Source organism: Virgibacillus aidingensis (assembly GCF_010994035.1).
Taxonomy (GTDB): Bacteria; Bacillota; Bacilli; order Bacillales; family Amphibacillaceae; genus Virgibacillus_N.
The window spans coordinates 141432-166003 of sequence record NZ_WIXN01000001.1 but is presented as its reverse complement, the minus strand read 5'-3'; the positions used below and the strand labels follow the sequence as shown (position 1 = coordinate 166003).

The 24572-nt window shown below is 41.5% G+C and carries 24 protein-coding genes and 1 riboswitch; of the genes, 14 read left to right on the top strand and 10 right to left on the bottom strand.

Annotated features, from left to right (window positions below; genetic code table 11):
* The first annotated feature begins 205 nt into the window (after positions 1-205).
* A riboswitch (TPP riboswitch) is annotated at positions 206-320 on the top strand.
* Between the two features lie 84 nt (positions 321-404).
* Genes thiW through thiE form a run of 3 tightly spaced genes read left to right on the top strand, consistent with a single transcriptional unit; the run spans position 405 to position 2416 of the window.
* Positions 405-890, top strand: coding sequence for an energy coupling factor transporter S component ThiW (thiW, locus tag GHD25_RS00850; protein WP_164214447.1), 486 nt, complete (start codon positions 405-407; stop codon positions 888-890).
* 36 nt (positions 891-926) lie between these two features.
* On the top strand, positions 927-1742 hold the full coding sequence (thiD, locus tag GHD25_RS00845; protein ID WP_164214446.1) for a bifunctional hydroxymethylpyrimidine kinase/phosphomethylpyrimidine kinase: 816 nt from the start codon (positions 927-929) through the stop codon (positions 1740-1742).
* 53 nt (positions 1743-1795) lie between these two features.
* Positions 1796-2416: a thiamine phosphate synthase gene (gene thiE / locus GHD25_RS00840; RefSeq protein ID WP_164214445.1), complete on the top strand. Its 621-nt coding sequence runs from the start codon at positions 1796-1798 to the stop codon at positions 2414-2416.
* 112 nt (positions 2417-2528) lie between these two features.
* Here the strand turns inward: thiE and GHD25_RS00835 are convergent, their stop codons facing one another.
* Entirely contained in the window at positions 2529-3155 is a 627-nt protein-coding gene (locus GHD25_RS00835) for an ABC transporter permease (protein WP_164214444.1), read from the bottom strand.
* Between the two features lie 93 nt (positions 3156-3248).
* On the opposite strand from GHD25_RS00835, the gene GHD25_RS00830 reads away from it, so the two are divergent.
* The gene (locus tag GHD25_RS00830) at positions 3249-3710 is read left to right on the top strand and encodes a hypothetical protein (RefSeq protein WP_164214443.1); all 462 of its coding nucleotides are present in this window, start codon (positions 3249-3251) and stop codon (positions 3708-3710) included.
* 113 nt (positions 3711-3823) lie between these two features.
* The gene (locus GHD25_RS00825) at positions 3824-4009 is read left to right on the top strand and encodes a hypothetical protein (RefSeq protein ID WP_164214442.1); all 186 of its coding nucleotides are present in this window, start codon (positions 3824-3826) and stop codon (positions 4007-4009) included.
* Between the two features lie 86 nt (positions 4010-4095).
* Here the strand turns inward: GHD25_RS00825 and GHD25_RS00820 are convergent, their stop codons facing one another.
* The 3 genes from GHD25_RS00820 to GHD25_RS00810 all read right to left on the bottom strand — a co-directional run bounded on the left by GHD25_RS00820 (position 4096) and on the right by GHD25_RS00810 (position 7550).
* On the bottom strand, positions 4096-5643 hold the full coding sequence (locus GHD25_RS00820; RefSeq protein ID WP_164214441.1) for a BCCT family transporter: 1548 nt from the start codon (positions 5641-5643) through the stop codon (positions 4096-4098).
* A 218-nt stretch (positions 5644-5861) separates the two neighbouring features.
* A complete protein-coding gene (locus GHD25_RS00815) occupies positions 5862-6686 on the bottom strand; it encodes an STAS domain-containing protein (RefSeq protein ID WP_164214440.1) in 825 nt (274 codons plus the stop codon).
* Between the two features lie 42 nt (positions 6687-6728).
* On the bottom strand, positions 6729-7550 hold the full coding sequence (locus tag GHD25_RS00810; protein ID WP_164214439.1) for a squalene/phytoene synthase family protein: 822 nt from the start codon (positions 7548-7550) through the stop codon (positions 6729-6731).
* Between the two features lie 271 nt (positions 7551-7821).
* Here GHD25_RS00810 and GHD25_RS00805 point away from each other — a divergent pair, with 271 nt between their 5' ends.
* Complete coding sequence (locus GHD25_RS00805) at positions 7822-8805, top strand: glycine betaine ABC transporter substrate-binding protein (RefSeq protein ID WP_164214438.1); 984 nt, start codon at positions 7822-7824, stop codon at positions 8803-8805.
* Positions 8806-8979: 174 nt separating this feature from the next.
* Here the strand turns inward: GHD25_RS00805 and GHD25_RS00800 are convergent, their stop codons facing one another.
* Both GHD25_RS00800 and GHD25_RS00795 read right to left on the bottom strand, forming a co-directional pair.
* The gene (locus GHD25_RS00800; protein ID WP_164214437.1) at positions 8980-9327 is read right to left on the bottom strand and encodes a hypothetical protein; all 348 of its coding nucleotides are present in this window, start codon (positions 9325-9327) and stop codon (positions 8980-8982) included.
* Between the two features lie 303 nt (positions 9328-9630).
* A complete protein-coding gene (locus GHD25_RS00795) occupies positions 9631-9777 on the bottom strand; it encodes a hypothetical protein (RefSeq protein WP_164214436.1) in 147 nt (48 codons plus the stop codon).
* A 172-nt stretch (positions 9778-9949) separates the two neighbouring features.
* Between GHD25_RS00795 and GHD25_RS00790 the strand changes: the two genes are divergently transcribed.
* From GHD25_RS00790 to thrB, 3 genes are read left to right on the top strand one after another with little or no spacing between them, the layout of a single operon-like run.
* Positions 9950-11278 (top strand): homoserine dehydrogenase, encoded by a 1329-nt coding sequence (locus tag GHD25_RS00790; protein ID WP_164214435.1) that lies wholly within the window; start codon positions 9950-9952, stop codon positions 11276-11278.
* A complete protein-coding gene (gene thrC, locus GHD25_RS00785) occupies positions 11247-12308 on the top strand; it encodes a threonine synthase (protein WP_164214434.1) in 1062 nt (353 codons plus the stop codon). The genes GHD25_RS00790 and thrC overlap by 32 nt, the downstream gene beginning before the upstream one ends.
* The gene (gene thrB / locus GHD25_RS00780; RefSeq protein WP_164214433.1) at positions 12305-13201 is read left to right on the top strand and encodes a homoserine kinase; all 897 of its coding nucleotides are present in this window, start codon (positions 12305-12307) and stop codon (positions 13199-13201) included. Before thrC ends, thrB begins: the two co-directional genes overlap by 4 nt.
* A gap of 375 nt (positions 13202-13576) precedes the next feature.
* On the opposite strand, the gene GHD25_RS00775 is transcribed toward thrB, so the two are convergent.
* The 3 genes from GHD25_RS00775 to argF all read right to left on the bottom strand — a co-directional run bounded on the left by GHD25_RS00775 (position 13577) and on the right by argF (position 17375).
* Positions 13577-14959: a DHA2 family efflux MFS transporter permease subunit gene (locus GHD25_RS00775; protein WP_164214652.1), complete on the bottom strand. Its 1383-nt coding sequence runs from the start codon at positions 14957-14959 to the stop codon at positions 13577-13579.
* Positions 14960-15397: 438 nt separating this feature from the next.
* The gene (locus tag GHD25_RS00770; RefSeq protein ID WP_164214432.1) at positions 15398-16072 is read right to left on the bottom strand and encodes a serine/threonine protein kinase; all 675 of its coding nucleotides are present in this window, start codon (positions 16070-16072) and stop codon (positions 15398-15400) included.
* Between the two features lie 337 nt (positions 16073-16409).
* A complete protein-coding gene (gene argF, locus GHD25_RS00765) occupies positions 16410-17375 on the bottom strand; it encodes an ornithine carbamoyltransferase (RefSeq protein WP_164214431.1) in 966 nt (321 codons plus the stop codon).
* A 176-nt stretch (positions 17376-17551) separates the two neighbouring features.
* On the opposite strand from argF, the gene GHD25_RS00760 reads away from it, so the two are divergent.
* Entirely contained in the window at positions 17552-19150 is a 1599-nt protein-coding gene (locus GHD25_RS00760; protein ID WP_164214430.1) for an amidohydrolase, read from the top strand.
* A 46-nt stretch (positions 19151-19196) separates the two neighbouring features.
* Positions 19197-20297, top strand: a complete 1101-nt coding sequence (gene eutH, locus GHD25_RS00755) for an ethanolamine utilization protein EutH (RefSeq protein ID WP_164214429.1) — start codon at positions 19197-19199, stop codon at positions 20295-20297.
* A gap of 27 nt (positions 20298-20324) precedes the next feature.
* On the opposite strand, the gene GHD25_RS00750 is transcribed toward eutH, so the two are convergent.
* Positions 20325-20600 carry a DUF3219 family protein gene (locus GHD25_RS00750; RefSeq protein WP_164214428.1) on the bottom strand — a complete coding sequence of 92 codons (276 nt, stop codon included), beginning with the start codon at positions 20598-20600 and terminating at the stop codon, positions 20325-20327.
* Between the two features lie 137 nt (positions 20601-20737).
* On the opposite strand from GHD25_RS00750, the gene GHD25_RS00745 reads away from it, so the two are divergent.
* The 3 genes from GHD25_RS00745 to GHD25_RS00735 all read left to right on the top strand — a co-directional run bounded on the left by GHD25_RS00745 (position 20738) and on the right by GHD25_RS00735 (position 24177).
* On the top strand, positions 20738-21181 hold the full coding sequence (locus GHD25_RS00745) for a YaiI/YqxD family protein (protein WP_164214427.1): 444 nt from the start codon (positions 20738-20740) through the stop codon (positions 21179-21181).
* A gap of 232 nt (positions 21182-21413) precedes the next feature.
* Entirely contained in the window at positions 21414-21980 is a 567-nt protein-coding gene (locus tag GHD25_RS00740; RefSeq protein WP_164214426.1) for a TetR/AcrR family transcriptional regulator, read from the top strand.
* An 85-nt stretch (positions 21981-22065) separates the two neighbouring features.
* Entirely contained in the window at positions 22066-24177 is a 2112-nt protein-coding gene (locus GHD25_RS00735; RefSeq protein WP_164214651.1) for an MMPL family transporter, read from the top strand.
* Positions 24178-24572: the final 395 nt, after the last annotated feature.

The window sequence follows — 24572 nt, the reverse complement described above, 5'->3', positions numbered from 1 at the left end:
ATGCTCCATATATTGAAACGCCTGTCCTGCAAGGGATTGGGCGTTTTTTGTATATCCGTATTTATATATAAAATGCCTGTTTGATGTATTTGATACAATTCACCATTCAACATTACCTATCTTATAATTATTTTGCCTATTGTTTTACTTTCCATGACAAATGCAAATCTTTCTGTTATCCTTTAGGAAGTAATTAAATATAAAACACAACTACTAGGGGTGCCCAAAATGTGGGCTGAGAGGAAAGTGCAAAAATACTTTCTGACTCTTATGGACCTGATCTGGTTAATACCAGCGGAGGGAAGTAGTCGGATAATACGTCCAATCTATTTCAGCTTATCCAAGCCAGGTCCTTTTATGGGATCTGGCTTTTTTAACGCCCCTCTTCCAAAAGGAGGAAGAAAATGAATAGAACCCGTTTATTAACCATCATGGCAGTTTTTGTTGCTATTGGAACATTGGGTGCACAGCTTATATGGTTTCCCGCCGGTGTGGCAAGGGCGTACCCTGTTCAGCACGCCGTAAACGTGATGGCAGCAGTCACCTTGGGACCATGGCCGGCAGTTGGCATCGCATTTATGATTGGACTGCTTCGAAATATGCTTGGCCTCGGAACATTACTCGCATTTCCGGGTGGAATGGTTGGCGCCTTCGTGGCAGGCTATCTTTATAAAAAATCCAACAAGATAGCTCTTGCAGCCGGAGGGGAAGCCATTGGGAGCGGCGTAATTGGTGCATTGTTTGCTGTTCCATTTTCGCACATTCTCATGGGAAGTGCGGTTGGCGCATTTGCTTTCATGCCTTCATTTCTGGTAAGCAGCATAACCGGAGCTTTCATCGGCTGGTTTGTCATTTCAAGGGTAAAACATACCAGTTTAATACGTGTGTAATTTACTAGATTAATAGTTAACTAGGAGGAATTTAGAATGAAAGAAGCCCATTGTGCACTTACAATAGCTGGAACAGATCCAACCGGGGGTGCAGGTATTCAGGCAGATTTAAAAACATTTCAGGAGCTGCAAAGCTATGGGATGTCAGTCATTACATCCGTTGTTGCCCAGAACACAACAGGTGTCCAGGACGTCCATCACCTTCCCATTGGTATGATCGAGGAACAGCTGGATTCTGTCTTTTCCGATATGCCTGTTCATGCTTTTAAAACAGGAATGATTGCAAATATCGATATGATGAAATCCCTGAAAGCTAAAATTTCGAAGATCGGGGTGCCGTATGTGATGGATCCGGTTATGGTCGCAACAAGCGGTGATGCGCTTGTTGCAGAGAATGCCCGGGATTATTTGCGGGAACATTTACTTCCATTAACTGCAATTGTCACCCCGAATATTCCGGAAACCGAATTCCTTACTGGGAAGAAAATTTATTCCCTGGATGATATGAAGGATGCTGCTGTAATGCTTGTAGAAAAATACAAGGCTGGTGCGGCGCTGGTAAAAGGCGGCCATTTGGACGGGGACGCAACAGACTTTTTATACGATGGCACAGACTTGTCTGTTTTTTCCGAACCGCGTATTGATACAAAAAATACACATGGCACAGGATGTACGTATTCTGCAGCTATTACTGCCTATTTAAGCCAGGGGCTCTCCCTGAAGGAAGCCGTTCAAAAGTCGAAAAAATTTGTTACTGCAGCCATTAAGCATTCCTTTGACCTGGGCAGCGGAAATGGGCCAACAAACCATTGGGCCGGACGCCATGAAAGATTGACCGGGAACAGGTCATAAACACTAATAACAGGATAAAAATTTTAACTGCAACACTAAGAAAGGTGGGGCTTATGCCATTTGATGTTCGAAAATCACTACGCAAATACTTTATTATGGGAAGTCAGGATTGTAAACGGGACCCTGCAGAAATACTGAAGGCTGCAGCAGCAGGCGGGATTACTGCATTTCAATTCCGGGAAAAAGGAAAAGGAGCTTTAACCGGTGAAGCCAAAGTGAACCTGGGTAAAGAATTACGTGCTATCTGCCGGCAAAATAAAATACCGTTTATTATGAATGATGATGTGGAATTAGTGAATGTGTTAGACGCAGACGGCATTCATGTAGGTCAGGGTGATACATCCGTGGTTAAATTGCGGAAGCTGTTTCCGGAAAAAATTATAGGCTTATCCGTTTCCCGAAATGAACTCGCTGACAGCCCCTTGGAATATGTTGATTACGTCGGGGCAGGAGATATATTTGGCACTTCCTCCAAAACACATGATAAATCTGCTGTTGGCCTGGAATGGATAGCCGAATTAAGTAGTCAATATCCCAATCTACCTATAGTAGGCATCGGGGGCATTAACACACGAAACGCCGCTTCTGTAATCGAAGCAGGAGCTGATGGTGTGTCAGTGATTTCCGCTATTGCCAAAGCAGATAACATCGAAGAAACCGTAAAACAGCTTTAAAGGGGCGAATGCGCACAGCTTCGCCCCTTTCCATTACCACCAATTAAAAACAAACTTTCCCAAACAGCGATAATAAGACCGACAATAAATACAACATCAATAATCTTCTTCATCAATTATCTACCTCCCGTTTCTTATAAACCAATACGGTTAAAAAAACAGTGAGCAGGAACCAGACACCGATCACGAGAAATTCCAGGTATACCCCTGAAAACCCTTTCCCTTCTTCCACCTTGACTGCAAGCTCGAGTAATTGAAAACTTGGAAGATATTCTAGAAAAGATAAAAATGGATACATTTCTATCATGGGTGTCATCATGTTGCCAAATCCAAATACCAGAATGATTGGCAAGAGAAGAACGGAGGCATCGACAACCGAACGGATCAGCATACCGAGCATCGTTCCGAAAATTACGTAGAAAATAGCAGATAGTAAAACGGCTGCAGAAATCAGTGTCATATTTGCCGGCTGATACCCGGTGAACGTCATGCATAACAAGATCGTAATAATTGTAATCAATAGGGTGACAAGAGTTTTTCCACTTAGTATTTCTGGTATTGTGGCCGGGGAAAGCATTAAACCGCGGAGTGTATTTTTCTCTTTTTCTTCTGCAATCAATGCGCATTGGATATAGGCAGCCACTGAAGCAAGCGTCAAATTTATCACTAAATAATTTACTTCCATAGGAACCTCATCCATCCTGCTGCAGAAGATCGCCAATGCTACAGGAACAAGCATGGTCGCTAACCGCCCATTTTTTCGAAATCAATCCCCATCCGGAACAAACACCCATATAATAAATGGAATACGATTTTACAAGGAGGATATAGTATGCATCACTACCATCCGCCATTTAATGAAGAGAGACAATTTAACTTACCGGGGTACCTAATGGGACAGCTCTTTGGCTCCGGCGGAAATCAATTCCCATGGCAGAGCGGACCATTTCCGGGCGGGGGCAGCCAGTTTCCTTGGCAGCAAGGCGGATTTCCCTGGCAGGGCGGAGCGCAGCCATCCGAAATACCTCCGCAGCAGCAGGCAGGAGCACCGCCTAATACACCGCCGCCGCCTTTTGTGCCCCAACAGTCGCAGTTTCAAACCTTCGCAGTAGATCCAGGTGGAATTCGCGGATGTTTATTCCGCTTCACATACATTTGGGCAACGAGAGATGCTTTCTGGTTTTATCCAACCTTTGTAGGCAGAAATTCTATTGCAGGGTTCAGATGGCAGGGAAACAGGTGGGTATATTTCGGTATAGACCTTAACAGAATTCAATCTTTTCAATGTTTTTAAACTCGTCATTCTTTCATTTAAACAGATGATGACAGCTTTTCCAGTACAAACAACAGCCGTACAATCACCCCTCCTTTCCATTTCATAAAATATATGGAAAGGAGGGACAAATCATGCAACAGCTGGCCTTACTTTATTTAGCTTGTATATTAGCTGGATTTGGGCTTGCTAACCTGCCAATATCATCTGTCATATCCGCTGAAATTGCCAATTTCTTTTCTATCCTTGGTGGTCTTGCCATCATTATATTTTCACTTGCAGTCCTGTACCTCGGCTTAAAAACATTATTTAAGAAATGACACATTTATTTTATTAAACAAACATGATCGGCAGCCAAAAAGAGTGCTTTTCGGGATGGATGTCCCGGAAAAGCACTCTTTCTTCATCAATATTTACTTACCTTCTTTCTCATCTCACGCTGCCAAATGAGTCCTTGTTCCAGCGCCATTTTCCTTGCTATCCTTGGCGCGTTCCATAAAGGCGGCAAAAGCAGCAGCGATACTGGAACCGCAGTGATCACAATAGAATTCTGAATGGACGTGATACTGTCTTCCCCGATGGAAAGAATCATTATTGTGGTAAGACCGAATATCATAGCCCAGAATACACGCAGCCATCTCCTTGGGCTATCATTCCCCGTTAAAGTTGCAGCAACTGTATACGACATCGTATCAACAGTAGTGGCAACAAAAATAACCGACACAAGTAAAAAGCCAAGTCCCATCCAGACACCCAATGGCAATTGATCTGTTATCGCCATCACAGCAGCAGGCATACCTGCTTCACCTAATGGTCCGGAAACAGACCCCGGTGTTTCCATTTCAAAGAAAATTCCTGTTCCCCCTATTACGGAGAACCAAAAATTATTTACCAAAGGTGCCGTAATGGATACGGCAATAATTAATTCCCTGATCGTTCTTCCCCGGGAGATTCGGCTGATAAAAACAATCAGCATCGGAGCATAACCTATAAACCAGCCCCAGAAGAATATGGTCCAGGCACCTAACCATGCATTGTCTCCCCGAAATAACGTCATGGAGAAAAAGTTTTGCAGGTGGGATCCTGTACCGCCAACAAAAGCATCTATAATAAACAATGTCGGACCAATAATTAAAATGACAAATGCAAGAAAAATCGTAAATCCAACATTATAGCGGCTCAGGGTTAAAATACCTCTATCTACTCCTGTTGCTGCGGAAATAGCTGCAACAATTGCAAGCACAATCACTACGGCAATAGATACAGTCAACGTATTGGGCACATCAAATAAGTGATTAAGCCCGTACGATATTTGCAGTCCAAGAAACCCTAGCGGGCCAAGCGTCCCGGCAACCGTTGCTATAATAGAAAAAATATCTGCCGAAGACCCGATTATACTGTTATGGTATATCTTCTCCCCGAATATTGGGTAAAGCAGTCCCCGCGGCCTGAGAGGAAGTCCTTTATGATAATGTACGTACATCATAACTATGGATGCCAATGTTCCAAGAATGGCCCATGCCAGAAAACCCCAATGCATGAATGAATGTGCCATTGCACCAAATACATCATTAAACTCACCGCCGCCATGTAAAGGAGGGGTTTCCATATAATGATACATTGGTTCAGATGCCGCCCAAAATACTCCTCCGCTTGCGAGCAGTGTTACTAATATCATGGCTACCCAGCGGAAATAACTGTATTTCGGTTTATCTTGTTTGCCTAACTTTACCTTTCCATACTTTGATATCGCTAAGCCAATACCAATAAAGAAATTCCCAAGCAGCAATAATTGCCAATAAGCTCCAAACCAATCAGCTGAATAGTTAAATAAGGTTGTAATGGTATTACCGACCATATCACTATTTATAGCTGATACAATGATAAAAAGAATTAAAAAACCGCCACTAATAATAAATACAGGCCAATCAAGTCTTTTGCCTTTTTTACGCACGCTTTTCCTCCTAATTTTTTAGGAGCAAGTGTCTTAAACAAAATCTTCCACCTCATTAAAGACCGTTGGATGGAATCTGATTAATTGCCTGTTCCCTACAAATAATCATTAAAGATTACCCCATCGGCTTGCTCGTTTTTTTATATACAATTTTTCATTATAGGTAAATTATCCTCAGCCGTCAATATTGCAAATTCTGCCGACCATATGCTGACTCCTTAATGATTAAAAGTTATTTGTTTGGATAACGCCTGCTGCAGGGAACCATAAGTATTTATTTCTGCGAACTCCACGCCCAAACCGACCATAGTCTGGGTAACTTCGGGACGGATTCCCACTAATACAGTGGAAACGCCGACTAAATCCAGAGACTGAACGATTTTGTAGATATGATATGCGACCATTGTATCAATAAGTGTGACTGCCGATAAGTCAATAAATAACTTGCTTAATTCTCTTTCGGCAGCTGCCTTCAATGCTTTGTCCATTAAAATTTCCGCACGATTCCCATCAATTCCGCCAATGATTGGAAGTACAGCAACTCGCTCCATGATGGTGACAATTGGGGCAGAAAGTTTTAAAAACTCTTCCTCTGCCCGATCCAGGTTTTCTTTATAGGAGTCAATATATGCTGTACTTAATGCATATATGACTTTGTCGAACAAAGGATCAAAATGATCTGCAGTCTCCAGTGCTGTTTCCAATGAAACCTGTTCTTCAAGCATGATTTTTTTCATTTCGTTCCACATTTCTCTTCGGATGGTGGATATTCTATTGATGGTTTCATCCAGTTTAATACCATGTTTCAGTGCCATTTCCCCTGTATTTTTCCCATAGACAACAGCCTTTTTCATTATTGCTTTTTTATCTTTTTGATTAAATCTCTCAATTAACATATCAAAAAATTCATGGATGGAATCTGACACCATTTTTTTCTGTGAAAAGTGTGCAGCCATTTTTTTAGTAAAGTCCTGCTCTATTTCTTTCACTTTATTGCTGATTACCTGCATTTCTTTTCTTGCCTTATCTTCCCCCTCATACACTGCAGCATCCCTCCCTTGATTGCAGATTGTGAAGCGTACAATCTATTCTTTCATAATTTGTTCAACGGTGGTCTCTACTTCATCACGCGACATCTTTTCTTTGCCGCTTTCCAGTGCTTTTAATGTTTTCTTCGCCAATTCTAATGGAATCTTACAAAACAATATAATGTTTTTTGTTTGAATATCCTTGATATATTCATCTGCCTGATTCAGCTTGTCCTTTGCATAGGCAAACATGTCATCTCTCGTCCAGCCATCAGGAATAAATTGCACGCCGCGCGCTGCATCTTCTCCCTGATTCCTGAGCATATTCACTGCCTGGAGCCCTCTTCCATATCCAACGGCCAGACTTCGGTCTGTTACTGTTCCATCATACCATTCCCAAATATCAGAAAGCATTACACCAACCAGTCCTGCTACATAATAAGTATAGTCATCCAGGTCTTCTCTGGATTTTACGATAAAATCCTTTTCCACCCAATCTGCCATCCCGCCGGCCATGATACTTGTCGACTCCTTCACTTTGGACGATATGCCTTCCGGACATACCGAGACCCAATCTCCAAGCCTTGTCGTCACCTCTGGCAAAAGCGTTTCATGGGGCTTAATAAGCTGTTTATATGCTGTATTATCAAAGTTTTCTTCCAGCAAAAGCTCTCTTGCTGCCCGAAGCAAATGTTGCTTTATTTGTTTATCAAGCATTTCGTGATCTTCAATTTCATCAATAGCCCGCATGCATAAGTATGCAGAACCGACAGCCATTCTCAGGGTAGGTTTTAACAATTTAATCGGTATGTAAAACGTCCTGCTCGTCTCCTTCAGTACACGCATTGCATCTTTTTGTAATTTTGCATGATTAAGCAAAGCATTTTCCTCCCTTTGGAACCTCTGGAGTTATTTTAACATAAATAGAAAAAAGTCTCCTTTAAAATTATCAATGGGACCGATAAGCCCGCTTATTCGGGAGATATCTACAAGTAAGTTCTTATTATTATCTTGTGAACAAGAAATGGCCTCCACCAGTCCGAGGGATAGAGTACAATTTAACAGAAAAGTTTTACATAAAAATAATAGTACATATACTTGTTTTTTTGTTATGATTGTTTAGATTAAATTTTACAAGGGGGGTAAGAGGATGAAAAAACACATTTTTTCACTAATTCTGCTTTTTACTGTACTGCTAGCAGCTTGTACGGATACCGATACCAATGAAACAATTCTATTTGGCGGCGGGGATTGGGACAGCCTGAGACTTCACAATGGCATTGCCCAAAAGATATTGGAAGACGGGTATGGATATCAGACAGATGAAATATCCGGATCCACTTCAGCAGTCATCCAAGGCTTACGGCAGGGAGAAGTTCATGTGTATATGGAACTTTGGCCTGACACTTCCTGGGAATTATATGAAGCAGCTATCGAGTCCGGGGATGTAGTAGATGTAGGCATCAATTTTGATGACACACAAAGCGGCACCTGGGTTCCCACCTATGTTATAGAAGGTGACGAGGAACGCGGCATTGAACCCATGGCACCTGATTTAAGAACTATAGAGGATTTAAAAGATTATCCGGAGCTTTTTCAGGATCCCGAGGACCCTTCAAAAGGGAGATTTTATAATGGACCCAGCGCCTGGAATGTTTCAGAAATAATTGAAGAAAAATTCTATGGCTATGGATTGGATGAAATGTATAATTTATTCAGCCCCGGGTCCCAGGGAGCAATGCTGGCATCACTGGAGTCTGCGTATTCGAATGGTGAACCTTGGGTAGGTTATACATGGTCTCCGACAGCCACTACGGCAATGTATGATCTTACCATATTGGAAGAAGCTGAATATAATGAGGAGGAATGGAGGGAAACAAAGCTGACAGCTCACCCTTCTCAAGAAGTGATGATCCTGGCGCATCACGAGTTTCCGGATCAGGAGCCTGAAGTCATTGAATTTCTGGAGAATTATTCTATGACCAGTCCGGTTATTGAAGAAGGTGTACATTATATGATCGAAAATAGTGCGGATGAAGATGAAGCCGCTGTTTGGTTCCTTAAAAACTATGAAGATATTTGGACAGAGTGGGTACCTGAGGATATTGCCCAAAATGTTATGGATTCGCTATAATGAGAGCAGCTGCCGGTGAAGGCAGCTGTTTTATTTTGGGAAAGATTTTTCCGATTTATACAGCAAATTTCTGTTTTAAAAAACCGTTACAATATGGTAATAATATTAAGACGGAAAATTCGGCCAACTACTGATCACTGTATGATGGTAATAGGCCTTTATCTTGTTTCCTTCTTATATAATGTGTGGAATAACGTTCCTCCATATAGTTACTCCCGGATTTTGAAAACTGCAGCAGCTTCTTCGGCCTTTTCCCCAGGATTTATATACAGTAAAGGATGGATTGAGGTTTAGCTCTTCAGCAAACTTTTGTAATGAATTCAATGTGTGATTTAATTTCCCAAGTCCTCCAACTGTCACCCGTTCCAAATATGGTATCCGATTAAATCGCCAATCCTCCACCTGCTTCGGTGTCAGCCTGTCCATTTTCACAAGCAGGTCTACCGGACTGATATAGCCTTTTTCTTCTATTAACTCAGTTGCTTTTTGACGAACCCTTTGTTCAATTTTCTTTTTCGACATAAACACCCTTCTTTAAATCTTTCTCGCAAAATGCTTGTCTTTATTTTGACAATTTCTCCGCCATTCATCCTGCATTTCTTGTTCTCTGTAACATCTTCTGCCTTCCGATAAATTTTCAGGGATGACAACAGCTTCAATGGTCTCCTTATTGATAAAAGTACAATCATGGCTCTGTTTGTTTTATATCGCACCAATGAAATTAGTTTATTTTATATACTTTTTTCGGGGCTGCCCACTTAATTCGTTCATTCGTTATTTTTTATCATATGGATACCCATTGACAAAAAATATAAAGCCCGGAACTCATTTTTTCCGAAAAACAGCAACAAAAATAAGTCCTGCACCAAGCCCAATGGCACCTCCTGCTTCCAAATTTCCCAAAAGCAGCCCAATTCCCGCGCCAAGTAATAAGCAAGTGATAAACGCAATTCCTGTATTTGCGAGATTCATACTGTTACCCCCACAATTCATTTTTTTTTATTAGTTTATTGCTTTCCGGTATCATTGGTTCACGAATTTCTTATAATGTAAGCGCTTTTATTTATAATTGCGAAAATTCACTATTGCCATGAGTGGCTTTTCGTGATTTAATAGCTATTAAAATACATAATGAGGTGATGGTGTGGAAAGCAATGTTTCGATTGGTTTATTGGGTTTAGGCGTAGTTGGTTCAGGAGTAATTAAGTTAATTGAAAATCATCAAAAAGAACTTGCACATAAGCTGGGCTGTGCTGTGCAGGTAAAAAGTGTGCTTGTCCGCAACCCCGATAAGGCACGTGATGTAAACCTGAATCGAACGTTACTTACCACAAATCCCGATGATATATTAAATGATCCGGAAATTGATATCATTGTAGAAGTAATGGGTGGAATTGAAGAGTCATACAAGCATATTTTAAAAGCATTTGCTGCAAAAAAACATGTGGTAACTGCAAACAAAGACCTGGTCGCACTTCATGGGATAGAACTACAGGAAACAGCAACAGAAAACAAGTGCGATTTTTATTATGAAGCAAGTGTAGCCGGCGGCATCCCTATTTTAAGAGGAATTGCAGAAGGACTTTCTTCCGACCGGATTCAAAAGGTTATGGGCATTGTAAACGGAACGACAAATTATATATTGACAAAAATGAGCAAGGAAGGTGTTTCTTACACAGACGCACTGAATGAAGCACAGGAGCTTGGGTTTGCTGAAGCAGACCCTACCGCTGATGTAGAAGGTTTGGATGCTGCCAGGAAAATGGCAATATTAGGAAGATTGTCTTTCTCTACAAATGTTTCCTTGGACGATGTAGAGGTAAAGGGGATTTCCCATGTAGATCTGGAGGATATTCATTATGGGGATAAGCTGGGTTATAATATGAAGCTGATTGGCTTTGCCCAGTGCGAGGATGAACAGGTGGAAGTACATGTTCAGCCGACCTTACTTGCAAAAAGCCATCCTTTAGCACAAGTGAAAGATGAGTATAATGCGGTATATGTATACGGTGAAGCAGTGGGGGAAACCATGTTTTACGGACCGGGAGCAGGAAGCATGCCAACTGCGACAGCTGTGGTTTCCGATATTGTTTCCATAACAAAAAATATTCGTTTAAATGTAAACGGTGCCCAGGCTGTTCCTTTAAGGTTCGAACGAAAATTAAAGTCTCCGGAGGAACAATACTCCGATTTTTATATGCGGCTTCATGTCAAAGATGAAGCTGGGGTTTTTTCTACGATTTCTTCGCTGTTTCATGAGCATGATATTAGTTTTAAACGAATCCTTCAGACACCGATGAAAAAGCTCGACTTGGCTGAAATAATTTTTGTTACCCATGAAACCACTTTGGGCAGCTTCAGAAAGGCGATGGAAGAGCTTTACAGACTTGATGTTGTTTTGGATATAAAAAGCCATTATAAAGTAGAAGGGGATGTTGACGATGAATTGGCCGGGACTGCTGAAACATTATAAATCAAATTTACCTGTGACGGAAAAAACACCCGGGCTCTCACTGCAGGAAGGCAATACTCCACTCGTCCACCTATCAAAGCTATCGGAGGAATTGGGGATCGAATTATATGGAAAAGTGGAAGGCGCCAACCCGACCGGGTCATTTAAAGACCGCGGCATGGTAGTTGCAGTTGCAAAGGCTATAGAAGAAGGAAGCAAGTCTATTATATGTGCTTCTACAGGGAATACTTCCGCTTCTGCGGCAGCCTATGCTGCCAGAGCAGGTGTAAACGCCATTATCGTTATCCCAAAAGGAAAGGTTGCACTCGGCAAACTGGCGCAGGCCATTATGTATGGTGCGGAGATAGTCGAAATTGACGGCAATTTTGATGAAGCATTGAAAATGGTACGCGAGCTAAGCAGAAAAACAGATGTCACTTTGGTCAACTCAGTAAACCCGTACCGGCTGGAAGGACAGAAAACTGCCGCTTTTGAAGTTTGTGATCAGCTGGGACAAGCTCCTGATGTCCTTGCTATTCCGGTCGGAAATGCGGGAAATATCAGTGCCTATTGGAAAGGGTTTAAGGAGTATCATGAATTAAAACAAACAGGCCTTCCGAAAATGTTCGGTTTTGAGGCAGAAGGAGCGGCAGCAATTGTAAACAATCAAGTGATTGAACAGCCGGAAACTATTGCCACCGCGATCCGGATCGGAAACCCTGCCAGCTGGGATCTTGCTGTTCAGGCAAGAGACGAGTCCAATGGGGCTATCCATTCGGTAACAGATGATGAAATGAAACACGCATATAAATTACTGGCGGAAAAGGAAGGTATTTTTGCCGAACCTGCTTCAAGTGCTTCGGTAGCAGGTTTGATTCAGCAATGCAGGGAAGGAACGATTGAGAAAGGCAGCAAAGTGGTTGCTGTCCTTACAGGTAATGGATTAAAAGATCCGCAAACTGCGATTGATCAGCTGGAAATCAAGCCGACAGCACTGCCAAATGATGAGAAAGCAGTGATGGAGTATTTGGAAAACAAGGTGAAACTATGAGTTCCTTCCGTATTACGGTTCCAGCCAGTTCGGCAAATATCGGTCCTGCTTTCGACTCAGCAGGACTGGCCTTAAATTTGTATTTAACATTACATGTGGAAGGAGCCGGGAAGTGGGCGTTTGAACATCATTCCCCTCTCCTGCCGGAATCCACCTCTTATGAAGCACATTTTATTTACCAGGTTGCTAAAAAGATTGCTGATCAGTATGATAAACAGCTGCCCCCCTGCAAAGTACAAATGAAAAGCGATATTCCACTCGCACGCGGCCTCGGCAGCAGCGCCTCCGCAGTAATTGCCGGTATTGAATTAGCCAATCAGGTTTGCAGTCTTCATTTAACCGAGGTTGAAAAGTTAAAAGCTGCAACTGAAATAGAAGGTCATCCCGATAATGTTGCTCCCGCGCTGCTTGGAGGACTGATTATCGCGGCCAGACCGGAGGATAAAACAGTCCCTTTTGCAAGATTATCATCACTGAACGTGGATCTGATTCTTTATGTTCCAATGGTCGAGCTGAAAACTGAAACTGCAAGGGAAGTACTTCCTAAAAGCTTCTCCAAAGAATTAGCTGTAAAGGCCAATAGTATCAGCAATGTCATGATTGCCGCGCTGTTAACCGGTGATTATAAACTTGCCGGAAACATGATGGAAAAGGATTTGTTCCACGAACCCTATCGTGCTGAACTTATTTTAAATTACGCTGAAATAAAACAAACAGCAAAAGAACATGGGGCTTATGGGACGGTAATTAGCGGGGCAGGACCCTCCCTGATCTCTTTTGTGCCAAAAGGAGAAGGGACAAGCATAGCAAAACTGCAGCAGGCAAAATTCAAGGAACATCAGGTTCATGTACTTGAAATGGAACAGACCGGAGTTCGAGTGGAATATTTGTAAGGTAAACAGAAACGCTCATGCATTGAATCTCTTTTTATCAATGTATGGGCGTTTGTTCTGGCATCCTTATTGCAAAGATCGATAGTATCTTAGTAAGACATACGAAGAAAGGAGTTAAGTACATGTCACAGCTGTATAAAAATAAATTGTATTCATTGGAAGAATTTTTGGATTCTGTAAAGGAAGATGAAGGGCAGAACTCTATGAAGGGGTCCCGTTTTCATGGCACCTGATACATAAGACGGGCATTTTTTCCCAAACCATGTACTCGAGACAGTTTGCCCTTTTCTTTCCTGGTTAAAAAAATAACTTCATAGCACCCCATTACTTCATATAACTATTATGCCATTATTCTCCTGCTAATCTTTAAGCTCATCAGCGTCTCGTATCCCTTATAAACAATGAAAGAACAAATCCTGCCACAGCTATAATAGAAGCTACTGTAAAGGAAGCATTCACACCATGAATTTCGCCCATAATACCCTCTCCGGGAATGGTCTGGTAAGTCATTACCGATACAAGCATTGCCGTCCCAACCGCACCGGACATTTGTCTTAATGTATTATTCATCGCAGTACCATGCGGCAGCACTCTTTCAGGCAGCGCATTGAGTCCTGCTGTAGTAGAAGGCATCATAATCATCGAAATGAACAGCATACGAAATGCGTTAACAATCGCTAAATAAACGAATGTAGTTGAGTCATCCAGATTCGTAAACATAAAAGTTGTAATGACCACTCCCAGGGAGCCTGCGGTAAGCAGCCATCTCCCCCCAAATCTATCAAATAACGTGCCATTGACCGGGTTCATGACACCCATTAATAATGCCCCGGGTAAAAGCATTAAGCCGGATTCAAGCGCAGTAAATCCCAGCATATCCTGCATATAAATCGGTAAAATAATCGCTCCGCCGATCATGGACATGAAAGAAATCATGCCGATTGATGTAGCTAATGTAAATGTTTTATACTGGAAAATCCGAAACTCCAAAATTGGCGTTTCCAATTTAAGCTGTCTGTAAATAAATAAAGAGACCGTGATAGCTCCTATAATGAGAGAAACGATTGTCTCCGTTGAAGTCCATCCCGCACTCCCGGCAATGCTGAAGCCGTAAAGCAGGCCGCCAAACCCAAACGTGGATAAAATAATCGACAGAATATCCACTTTCGGAAACGTCTGTTTGGTAATATTTTTCAGGATAAAATAAGCAACAACTAAATCAATAATTGCGATTGGCAGCACAACATAAAACAAGCTGCTCCAATGAAAGTTTTCGACTAAATAACCTGATAACGTCGGTCCAATAGCCGGCGCAAATGCAATGACCAGGCCAAAATAACCCATGGCCTTCCCCCGGCTTTCCACCGGATAGACGAGAAATAGGATGGTTTGCATTAACGGCATCATGATTCCTGCCCCGGAGGCCTGGAAAACCCGTCCGGCAAGCAATATTTCAAAATTCGGGGAAACCGCGCATACCAGTGTACCAAAAGCAAATAAACCCATCGCCGTCAGGAACAGCCCTCTGGTAGAAAATCGTTCAATTAAAAAAGCAGTAATCGGGATCATCACGCCATTTACAAGCATAAAGATTGATTGCAGCCATTGTGCCCGATTCGCATCAACATTCAAATCACTCATCATATGCGGAAGTGCGGTAGCCAGCAGTGTTTGATTCAAAATAGCTACAAACGCACCGGATATAAGTACAAGCATTAAAGGAATTCTATTAATCTTTTTTCGTTCTTCCTCATTCATCCTGATTCCAACCTTCACTTACAGAATTACTTCATAGTATAGCAGACCCTTTCGAGAAACGAAAAATTTCAAGAGCAAAAATCGATATATTTATTCCACACATAATTTTTTTTGCTGTAATTCTTATAAGACCTGATATATAGGTTTCCTTAACATTTGCATAGAAGGCCAGGAGATAGGAAATATAGAGGTGAAATTTGATTAACATGTTTCAATCGATTTGGAGTGTGCATTTGATGAAGATTTGTAGGGGTTTCCTGCGTTGGCACTGTAAAAAAATCTGTTTTACACCTTAAACAGTTGAAAAAGAATTTCGGCATTGTGTTTTACAACATTCAAAACGCTTGGCATTAAATATTCCAAGCATTTATTTCATTCCCCCATATTCGGCGAATATCCATTCATGTATAAATGATTTGTATGAAGCGGACTGGTTCCCTAATTTTTATGCAAAAAATTCACAACGAATTTTATAAACTCGTCAAATGAAGAAAAATATTTATTCCGCTGGTTATACCACTTTCGAATCGTTTCTGCTAACCAAAACGGTACAGGCTTCCCATCAATTAAATGATAGTATTGTTCATATCCTTTTTTTAGATGCTCCCACCTGAAATCATTACCTGACAGGATGTATTCAGAGACATCAAGTATTTTTGCTCTTCCGTTTTGCAGAAGAATATTCTTCAAATGGATATCACGCGGGTTAAGCCCCTTGGAACGAACATATTTTCTTGCATCCTCCACATCATGTATCACTTGCTTTGGAATGTGAATCCCTTGCAGCACGCAGTCGAAGAGCGTTTTCCCTTTTTCGTAGCTTATAACGAGGTATTCATCATAAGAAGCAAAATATGTTGAAAAGAATGGGGAGTCACCTAATTTCTGGTACACATTTGCTTCAACTTTTACTTTAGCTGTTTTGTCTTTGGCATACTTTTTAAACGCAAATTCAGGAGCTTTTAAAGATTGAAAAACAGCCGCATCTGTTCCTGCACCAACACACTTCAAATCATCAGTTCCACCCTTTATGGTTACTGGCCCGTTATTTGGATTTGAAAAAACAGTAACTTTGGATAAGGCATCCATCGCTATACCCCAATCATTTTCCATCTAACCTTTCCTTTCATAAGTATAAAAAATATTTACCCCAATTAGAACCTCATATGTCCGACGGATTTCACTATTCATTTAATGATTCATTAAGTTTTATTATACTAATGGTAATCAAATTATCGCATTGTCAATTATTGGCACCCTTCTTATTATAATATGATTTGAGGTTTTAATTTAGTATAAATGACCGTTTATGCACCTATGAAGGAGGCTTTATATCCACAACAGAAAAAGAATGCTAAACTGTTGTAATAGCATTCTTTTTCCAGCTAGTGTTATTACTTTTTAATTTCTTCAAAAAAGCTTTACACATGTTATATTATTTCTTGATAACCTATCGCATCAGTGCAACCATCAATGCTTTTTGTGCATGCAGCCGATTTTCTGCTTGCTGAAATACAACCGAATGTTTCCCATCAATAACATCGGCGGTCACTTCTTCTCCGCGATGTGCAGGGAGACAGTGCATGAAAGTAACATCCGGTTTTGCCAGTTCCAGAAGTTTTCCATCTACTTGAAAACCTGCGAAATCCTGTTCCCTTTTTGCCTGTTCAGCTTCCTGCCCCATGCTCGCCCACACATCCGTATACACGACGTCTGCTTCGTGAACAGCATCTGCCGGATCATGCACTACCTGGATTTTCCCGTTATTTACTTCAGCAAGTTTTTCCGCTTTCTCCGTTACAGCTGCGTCCGGTTCATATTCCGGCGGGGTGGCTGCAGTAAATTCCATACCCATTATTGCAGCGGCAAACATCAGTGAATGAACCATATTGTTGCCGTCTCCGATATAGGCCATCTTTATATTTTCCAGAGAACCTTTTACTTCTTTTATCGTTTGCAGATCCGCCAGCACCTGACAAGGATGGTATAGGTCGGTTAATCCGTTAATGACCGGGATGGTTGCATTTTCCGCCAGCTCGGTCACCATTTCCTGAGAATAGGTACGGATCATCACTCCATCCAAATAGCCGGAAAGAATTTTTGCTGTATCGGAAACTTCCTCTCCCCTGCCCAGCTGCAAATCATTGGCATTTAAAAACAGACCCGTTCCCCCTAATTGATAAATTCCTGCTTCAAATGAAATTCTAGTTCTAGTAGATGACTTTTCAAAAATCATTCCCAGTGTCTTTCCTTTTAACGGCTCATATACATAGCCATTCTGTTTCTTTCTTTTCAAATCGTCAGCCAGGTAAAGTAAATAATAAATTTCTTCCTGTGTATAATCAGCGAGTGTTAAGAAATCACGCCCTTTTAACGGTTTCTTGTTCACGTTCAGGTACTCGAGTTTAACTCCCATTGTCTCTTCTCCACCTTTTTCAGTACTGTGTATGAATTATTATGCATTATTTGTTATAAATATGCAATAGATTTTTGTATTTTTATTAATTGGAGTAAATAGTTATAGGATTTATTCAGATTTTTTTGTACAATAGATATAATCTATTTTTCCAGTCGTTGAAGGAGTGTGGACTTATGAGACAAATATTTATAAACGGGAATTTTTATACATTTAATCCGATGGTTCCCCGCACAGAAGCTGTCATTGCAGAAAATGGCCGTTTTATTGATATGGGAAGTACAGAAAGCATGCTCTCCCAATGGAAAGAAGCGGACAGCCAGGTGATTGATTTACATGGAAAAGCAGCAACACCGGGGTTGATCGATAGTCATTTGCATCTTGGGCAGATTGCCTATAAATTTATTAATCTTGATGTTACCGGTTTTACATCCAAACAGGAAATGCTGGAAGAAATCCGCAAAAATGCCGGGAAACTCACATCTGGAGAATGGCTTGTCGGGAGCGGATGGGATGAAAACTTATTTACAGATGGCTCGATTCCCACGCTGGAAGAACTGGACCATGCTGCCCCGGAAAATCCTTTATTCGTATCGAGGATCTGCGGCCATGCATCGGTAGTCAATACAAAGGCACTTGAGATGAGCGGCTATCACAAAGACATTACCGTTCCAGAGGGCGGACAAATCATACTGGATGAAACTACCAAACAGCCTACGGGACTGCTCTTGGAGTCTGCCGGGAACTTAATTCGAAGGCATATCCCCAAGAATTCTTATGATGTGTGGAAAAAAGCGGTCAGAAAAGCGATTCAACTCGCACTTTCAAAAGGTCTTACGAGTGTACATACGAATGACCCGCACACTCTCGGCGGTTTGGACCAGACATACAGTATGTATGATGAGCTGCTGAATGAGGAAAAGCTCGGACTCCGCTGCAATTTATTGATGAACCACGAATTCCTCAATGATTTGCAGAAAAGGGGTATGTATGCCGGCTATGGAAATGAGACACTGCAAATAGGTGCCGTTAAACTATTTGCCGATGGTGCTTTTGGCAGAAGAACGGCCCTGTTATCCGAACCGTACAATGATGATCCCGAAAACTTTGGAGAGGCTATGTTTGACCAGGATACATTGTATGATATTGTAAAGCAAACACGGGATCTTGATATGCCAATTGCTGTTCATACGATCGGGGATCAGGCCCTGAAAAATGTACTCGATATTCTCGATCAATTCCCTGCTGCCCCTTATCGTGATAGACTTATTCACACACAGGTCCTCAGGGAAGATTTATACCATCGTTTGGCGAATACAAATCGTATCGCTGATATCCAACCCCGTTTCCTGGCCAGTGACTTTCCATGGGTCCAGGAACGCCTCGGTCGTGAGCGAACAAAGCATTCCTATGCCTGGAAGTCAATGCTTAATGCCGGCATCATCTGTGCAGGTGGATCCGATTCACCTGTGGAGCCGATCGACCCATTACTCGGCATTCATGCCGCAGTCACACGAAAAACTCCCGGGCAGACGCATGAAGGATACAACCCGGATGAGAAGCTGACCATGGAAGAAGCATTTCAATTATTTACGGAAATGGGAGCTTATCCAACCAATGAAGAAACCGTCAAAGGAACCATTGCAAGAGGAAAACTTGCGGATATCACCGTTTATTCAAAAAACCCTTTTGAAATGGAGGAGCCTGATGAACTGCTGGAGACAGAAATTGAGATGACGGTGGTTGGCGGAGAAGTGAAGTATCGGAAAGAATAGTAAATTACAGCGAAGTTTTTTACTTCCTATGAAGTTGAGGTAAGCAATGGGAATAAACGATATAATCATTTACATTGTAGTCGGGTTTCTAATATTAGGTGCCGTTGATAAATTAACCGGTAATAAGCTCGGTTATGGAGAGCGGTTTACTGATGGCTTTAAGGCAATGGGATCATTAACATTGGCAATGGTGGGAATTATCTCTTTGGCTCCTGTCATTGCTGCTGTGTTAACACCAGTGATCTCCCCCGTTTACCGGTTTATAGGAGCAGATCCTGCTGCTTTTGCCAATACGATTCTAGCCATTGATATGGGTGGTTATGCCCTTGCACAGGAAATGGGAGAAAACCCGGAAGCAGCATTATTTTCCTGGGTATTTTTAGGAACGATGATGGGGCCTGCCATCGTTTTTACGATCCCAGTAGCGCTTGGAATAATTGAAAAGAAAGATCATCCATATTTTGCAAAAGGAGTATTGCTTGGTTTGATTACCATTCCCATAGGAGCGCTGACCGGCGGGATAGCTGCCGGAATGGATATCTCTATGATGCTGAGAAACTTATTGCCTTCTTTTCTTTTTTCATTGTTTATCGCCTGGGGATTATGGAAGATTCCGGGTAAAATGATACGAGGTTTTTCCTTTTTTGGGAGATTGATAGAAATTGCTGCCGTGGCAGGTCTTACTGCCATTATTATTGAAACTTTAACAGGGCTGGTCATCATCCCCGGTATGGCACCGGTGGAAGAAGGGATACAGATTGTCGGCTCCATTGTTATTTTTCTTGCCGGAGCTTTTCCTATGGTTTTATTCATCCAAAGGATCTTTAAAAAACCGTTGGTAAAAATCGGGAGGAAAATGGGAATTAATGATTCTTCCACAGCAGGAATTGTAGCTTCATTGGCGCATATTATACCTATGCTGACGATATTAAGGGATATGGATCCAAAAGGAAAAATCATCAATGTGGCCTTTGCCATTAGTGGAGCGTTTGTTTTCGGAAGTCACTTTGGCATTGTAGCTGGATTAAACAAAGAAATGGCCTTTGCAATGATTATCGGAAAACTGACTGGCGGCCTCAGTGCTGTTATTCTGGCTTTAATTACAGAAGGAAATAAACACCGGGACGGTTCTCCTGCTGCAAATTAATTTGCGGCAGGAGAACCTCCCTATGTTTCACTTTTCGACTAGCTCTAGCCTAAACTCTCCCTCTTCCCCTTGTTTATAAAGGTTTGTAATTGAAGTGGAATACTTGGAGATCACTGCCCGAAACTCTAAACCTTCATCCGGTACTTTAACAATAAAATCATTTTTATAAAGCAGTGTAGTAATATCATGATATTCCTCATGGGTTACGGTAAACTCAAAGCTAATCCTTTCACGATCAGCAGTCTCTCTATGCAAGTTTTTTGCCTCGATTGGATAATTATTAATCAAAACCTTCTTATACATTTCATCACCCTCTATCTTACATATTACCAGTTTGTCTGTATTTGACAAAACACGCCGGCCTGAACCTTGAGGAAAAACTTTTTAATGGTTATGATGTAACTATCATAATAACCTTAAAAAGAAATGAGTCCATACGAATGAAAATATACGTTGATGCAGATGCCAGCCCTGTTAAAGACATAGTCATTGAAGAAGCAAATAAAGCCGGAATTCCGGTTGTCCTTGTCAAGAGCTTTTCTCATTATACCCCAGCAGAACAGCCTGACGGGGTTGAAACTATTTATGTAGATACAGGTGCTGAAGCTGCGGATTACCGTATTATAAAAATGACGGAACAAGAAGACATGATCATCACGCAGGATTATGGTCTTGCATCCCTTGGACTTGCCAAAGGGTGTATCGTCCTTCATCATAAAGGTTTTGTTTATACGAATGACAATATAGACCGGCTGCTGCAAACCCGATACCTGAGTGCCATGGCGAGAAAAAGCGGCAAGCGGACGAAAGGACCGAAACCATTTACAGATGAGGACAGAAAAAAATTCAGGGAGCTGCTAAAGAAGGTAATTGGCGGCCAATAATCATTATGCTTGTTGATCCAAAGGCTTGCCTTTCCCTTTAATACCAATGAAACATGGTACTTGCTTCCTTGAGAAGAACCTCTCTATTATGTTTTCTTCTTTTATTTTCTCTCTTCTGAAAACAGTATTCCAACCACAGGACTTGTTTACCGCACCTCCGGCCCTTCTAACTTTATGCTTCCTGCCTGTATTTGATCATTCTCTTGGATTATAATGATACTGAGGTGAGCTTATGGCACGGGAGCGCAAATTTACTAAAAAAAAATTATACGAGACCACAAAAAATACCCTTCTTCAACACAACTACAATGGATTTACTATCAGTAAGGTTGCCGATGAATTAAACGTATCCAGAGGGAATATATATAAGTATTTCGATAACAAAGAAGAATTAATAACGGAATACATGCTCTATGAAATGGAGAAATTTTTGGTTGAGCTGAAAGATATTAATAAATACCGTGGTTTTCATGCACAATTTGATTTTCTTCTTGACGTTATATTGGAGGATAATGAAACCCACCAGGTCCGGGGCATGGTTTTCCACGTTCCTGCAATTAACCGCCAAGTGAAAAACAACCTGGAACGATTAAAGGAACTTCACCAGGATATGTATAAGTATTTACAGGACTTTGTAAATCTCGGCAGACAGGAAGGTATATTAAGGGATTCTATCCCTGATGGTCTTATTTTGGGATTTATATTTCAAACAGTCGATATACCTAATCACTTTAATATTCCTGAGGAAAAATGGAAAACGTCGATAAAAGAGATTATACGTCACGGAATGTTCACATAGATATGATTGACACCTGTGTCACTTTGGTAATAATATAGTGACACAGGTGTCAATCACTTTACGTCGCTCAGAAAGGAATTAAATGATGAATAAACTTTTACATTATGTTACAGACCGGGTAATAACGAAAAAAGGAATGTGGGTTACAATTGCTGTTTGGCTCGCCGCAGCAATACTTCTGTCTGTATTTGCGCCGGGTGCAAAAGATTACGAAGTCAGCAGTTTAGATTCCCTGCCTGATGATGCACAATCCGTGATTGCCCAGGGAAAAACGGATGATTACTTTGAAAATAATGATGGCATCCCGGCCATTCTCGTATTCCAAAACCATGATTCGGAGCTTGAACTGGCAGATTTGACGGATGCTATATCCGGTATAGAGGATGAAGGCGTGCCTGGGATCGAATCTATTGTTCCTTTGAGTGAATTGCCACCAGAGGCCACAAAAGGTTTTTTCTCAGAGGATCGTACTACAGCAATTATTCCATTAAACTTTGATCCAGCTTATGAAACAACGGATATTAAGGATTCGCTTGAACAAATTTACCAGATTGCAGAGCGAACCGGATTAACATTATATGTTACGGGTCCCGCGGGGATAGCAGCGGATACAAATGACCTGTTTGCAAGAGCGGATCTGGTTCTTATTTTCTCCACTGTAGGTATTATACTGATATTGTTAATTGTTATTTACCGTTCGCCTGCGCTGGCATTAATCCCACTGCTGGCTGCAGGGTTTGTTTACATGATCGTCAACCAGCTGCTGGGAATTCTGGGACAGGGCGGATTACTGCTAAGCAACCAGTCCTTATCCATTATGAGTATATTATTATTTGCTTCTGTGATTGACTACTCTCTATTCGTTTTTTCCCGCTATAGAGAGGAGCTGAAAACATATGACAGTAAGCATGAAGCAATGCGTGAATCGATGAGAAACGTGGGCATACCAGTATTTTATTCGGGTGCCACAGTACTGGCAGCAATGCTTGTCTTATTCTTTGCGCAATATGAGGATTCACGCAACTTTGCACCTATATTTGGAACCACCATGGTGGTAGTCATTTTGTCATCAGTTACCCTTGTTCCGGCTTTATTTACGATTTTTGGCAGAAAGTCATTTTGGCCGCTCATTCCGCGTGTCGGCGATCAGCATATTAAATCGAGTTCTTTCTGGAGCAGGGTTGGCCGCATTGTTACCAGAAAGCCCATTATTTCCATTGGCATTATTGGTGTCTTTCTTCTAATTTCAGCATCCAATGTACTTAATACGAGCTATGAATTTAATAATTTAAAATCCTTCCCGGAAGATATGCCATCCCGTGAAGGTTATGCTCTTTTGGAGGAAAAATTCTCCCCCGGCGATTTGGCTCCTACCACGGTGCTTTATGAATCGGATGAGGCAATCAGTGAGGAAGTGCGGGAATCGCTCAAGTCCGACTTGGCTGATCATGAACTTGTAAGCAACGTACGGGTGGATGGAATTACCGAAGATGAGCAGGTGATTTCCTTCAGCATGACGTTTGCTGCTAATCCATATTCCAACGAAGTGATGGACCATCTGGAAGAGACTATCACGAATGCCGATAAGATCCTGGAGAATAGAGGAATCACCGGAGAGCTGTATTTTTCCGGGGAAACAGCTGCTGCCATCGATGATCGTTCCGTCAATAACCGGGACCTTGCTGTTGTCATGACATTTGAAACAATACTGATTTTTGTGATGCTTATTTTTCTGACTGGATCATTCAGGATGCCAATTTATATGATGGGTACCATTCTTGTCTCTTATGTGGCTGCGCTGGGGCTGGGTATGTTTTTAACCGAGTTGTTCTTTGGTATTGAAAATATAAGCAACAGGGTGCCGATGTACTCTTTTGTCTTCCTGGTCGCACTTGGGATTGACTATAACATCATCCTGGTGTCACGCTTCATGGAGGAGCGGAAAAAACACCCGGTGAAAAAAGCAGTGGAGCTTGCAGTATCGAACACCGGAGGAGTAATTTCCTCAGCAGGGCTGATTCTTGCTGCAACTTTTGCAGTATTAATGACCCAGCCGATTGAGTTTTTATTCGTGTTTGGTTTTATTGTAGCTGTCGGAATTTTGATGGACACCTTCCTGATCCGCGGTGTATTGCTTCCGGGACTGCTTGTTTTGTTTGAAAAAGATAAAGCCGGTAAAACGGAAAAAAGCCGATAGCATATGAAAAAAATGCCCAAAAGGAATCAAATTGATACCAGGTGCAAAGCTGCAATTTCTCTATTAAATATAAGCAAAAATGTATACTAAACATACGAAGGTTAGCGGGGAAAATCACCGGAGAATGATGTTACCCGCTAATCTTAGTTTACAAAAAAATAATCCAGTGCCGTAAGAACTGAACCATACGGGATTTATGCATTTATTTATTCTTCAAAAAGAATAATCATTTACCACGAAATAGTTATTTTGCAATTTATTACGACTAACCTTTAACTAAAACATATCAGATATAGATCTTATCAGACCCCTTGCCAACCAAAACAGCAGCCTAAATGGCAACAAAATTATCTCTGGTACCCAAAGTAATATATCTAATATTAAATCGAAAAACG

Excerpts from the sequence above, each read along its gene's own strand:
- thiW (WP_164214447.1), top strand. The coding sequence starts at position 405 with ATGAATAGAACCCGTTTATTAACCATCATGGCAGTTTTTGTTGCTATT.
- GHD25_RS00825 (WP_164214442.1), top strand. The coding sequence starts at position 3,824 with ATGCAACAGCTGGCCTTACTTTATTTAGCTTGTATATTAGCTGGATTT.
- eutH (WP_164214429.1), top strand. The coding sequence starts at position 19,197 with ATGGGAATAAACGATATAATCATTTACATTGTAGTCGGGTTTCTAATA.
- GHD25_RS00830 (WP_164214443.1), top strand. The coding sequence starts at position 3,249 with ATGCATCACTACCATCCGCCATTTAATGAAGAGAGACAATTTAACTTA.
- GHD25_RS00770 (WP_164214432.1), bottom strand. The coding sequence starts at position 16,072 with ATGGAAAATGATTGGGGTATAGCGATGGATGCCTTATCCAAAGTTACT.
- GHD25_RS00800 (WP_164214437.1), bottom strand. The coding sequence starts at position 9,327 with ATGTCGAAAAAGAAAATTGAACAAAGGGTTCGTCAAAAAGCAACTGAG.
- GHD25_RS00795 (WP_164214436.1), bottom strand. The coding sequence starts at position 9,777 with ATGAATCTCGCAAATACAGGAATTGCGTTTATCACTTGCTTATTACTT.
- GHD25_RS00740 (WP_164214426.1), top strand. The coding sequence starts at position 21,414 with ATGGCACGGGAGCGCAAATTTACTAAAAAAAAATTATACGAGACCACA.
- thiE (WP_164214445.1), top strand. The coding sequence starts at position 1,796 with ATGCCATTTGATGTTCGAAAATCACTACGCAAATACTTTATTATGGGA.
- GHD25_RS00750 (WP_164214428.1), bottom strand. The coding sequence starts at position 20,600 with ATGTATAAGAAGGTTTTGATTAATAATTATCCAATCGAGGCAAAAAAC.
- GHD25_RS00805 (WP_164214438.1), top strand. The coding sequence starts at position 7,822 with ATGAAAAAACACATTTTTTCACTAATTCTGCTTTTTACTGTACTGCTA.
- thiD (WP_164214446.1), top strand. The coding sequence starts at position 927 with ATGAAAGAAGCCCATTGTGCACTTACAATAGCTGGAACAGATCCAACC.
- thrB (WP_164214433.1), top strand. The coding sequence starts at position 12,305 with ATGAGTTCCTTCCGTATTACGGTTCCAGCCAGTTCGGCAAATATCGGT.
- GHD25_RS00745 (WP_164214427.1), top strand. The coding sequence starts at position 20,738 with ATGAAAATATACGTTGATGCAGATGCCAGCCCTGTTAAAGACATAGTC.
- GHD25_RS00760 (WP_164214430.1), top strand. The coding sequence starts at position 17,552 with ATGAGACAAATATTTATAAACGGGAATTTTTATACATTTAATCCGATG.
- GHD25_RS00775 (WP_164214652.1), bottom strand. The coding sequence starts at position 14,959 with ATGAATGAGGAAGAACGAAAAAAGATTAATAGAATTCCTTTAATGCTT.
- GHD25_RS00835 (WP_164214444.1), bottom strand. The coding sequence starts at position 3,155 with ATGCTTGTTCCTGTAGCATTGGCGATCTTCTGCAGCAGGATGGATGAG.
- argF (WP_164214431.1), bottom strand. The coding sequence starts at position 17,375 with ATGGGAGTTAAACTCGAGTACCTGAACGTGAACAAGAAACCGTTAAAA.
- GHD25_RS00735 (WP_164214651.1), top strand. The coding sequence starts at position 22,066 with ATGAATAAACTTTTACATTATGTTACAGACCGGGTAATAACGAAAAAA.
- thrC (WP_164214434.1), top strand. The coding sequence starts at position 11,247 with ATGAATTGGCCGGGACTGCTGAAACATTATAAATCAAATTTACCTGTG.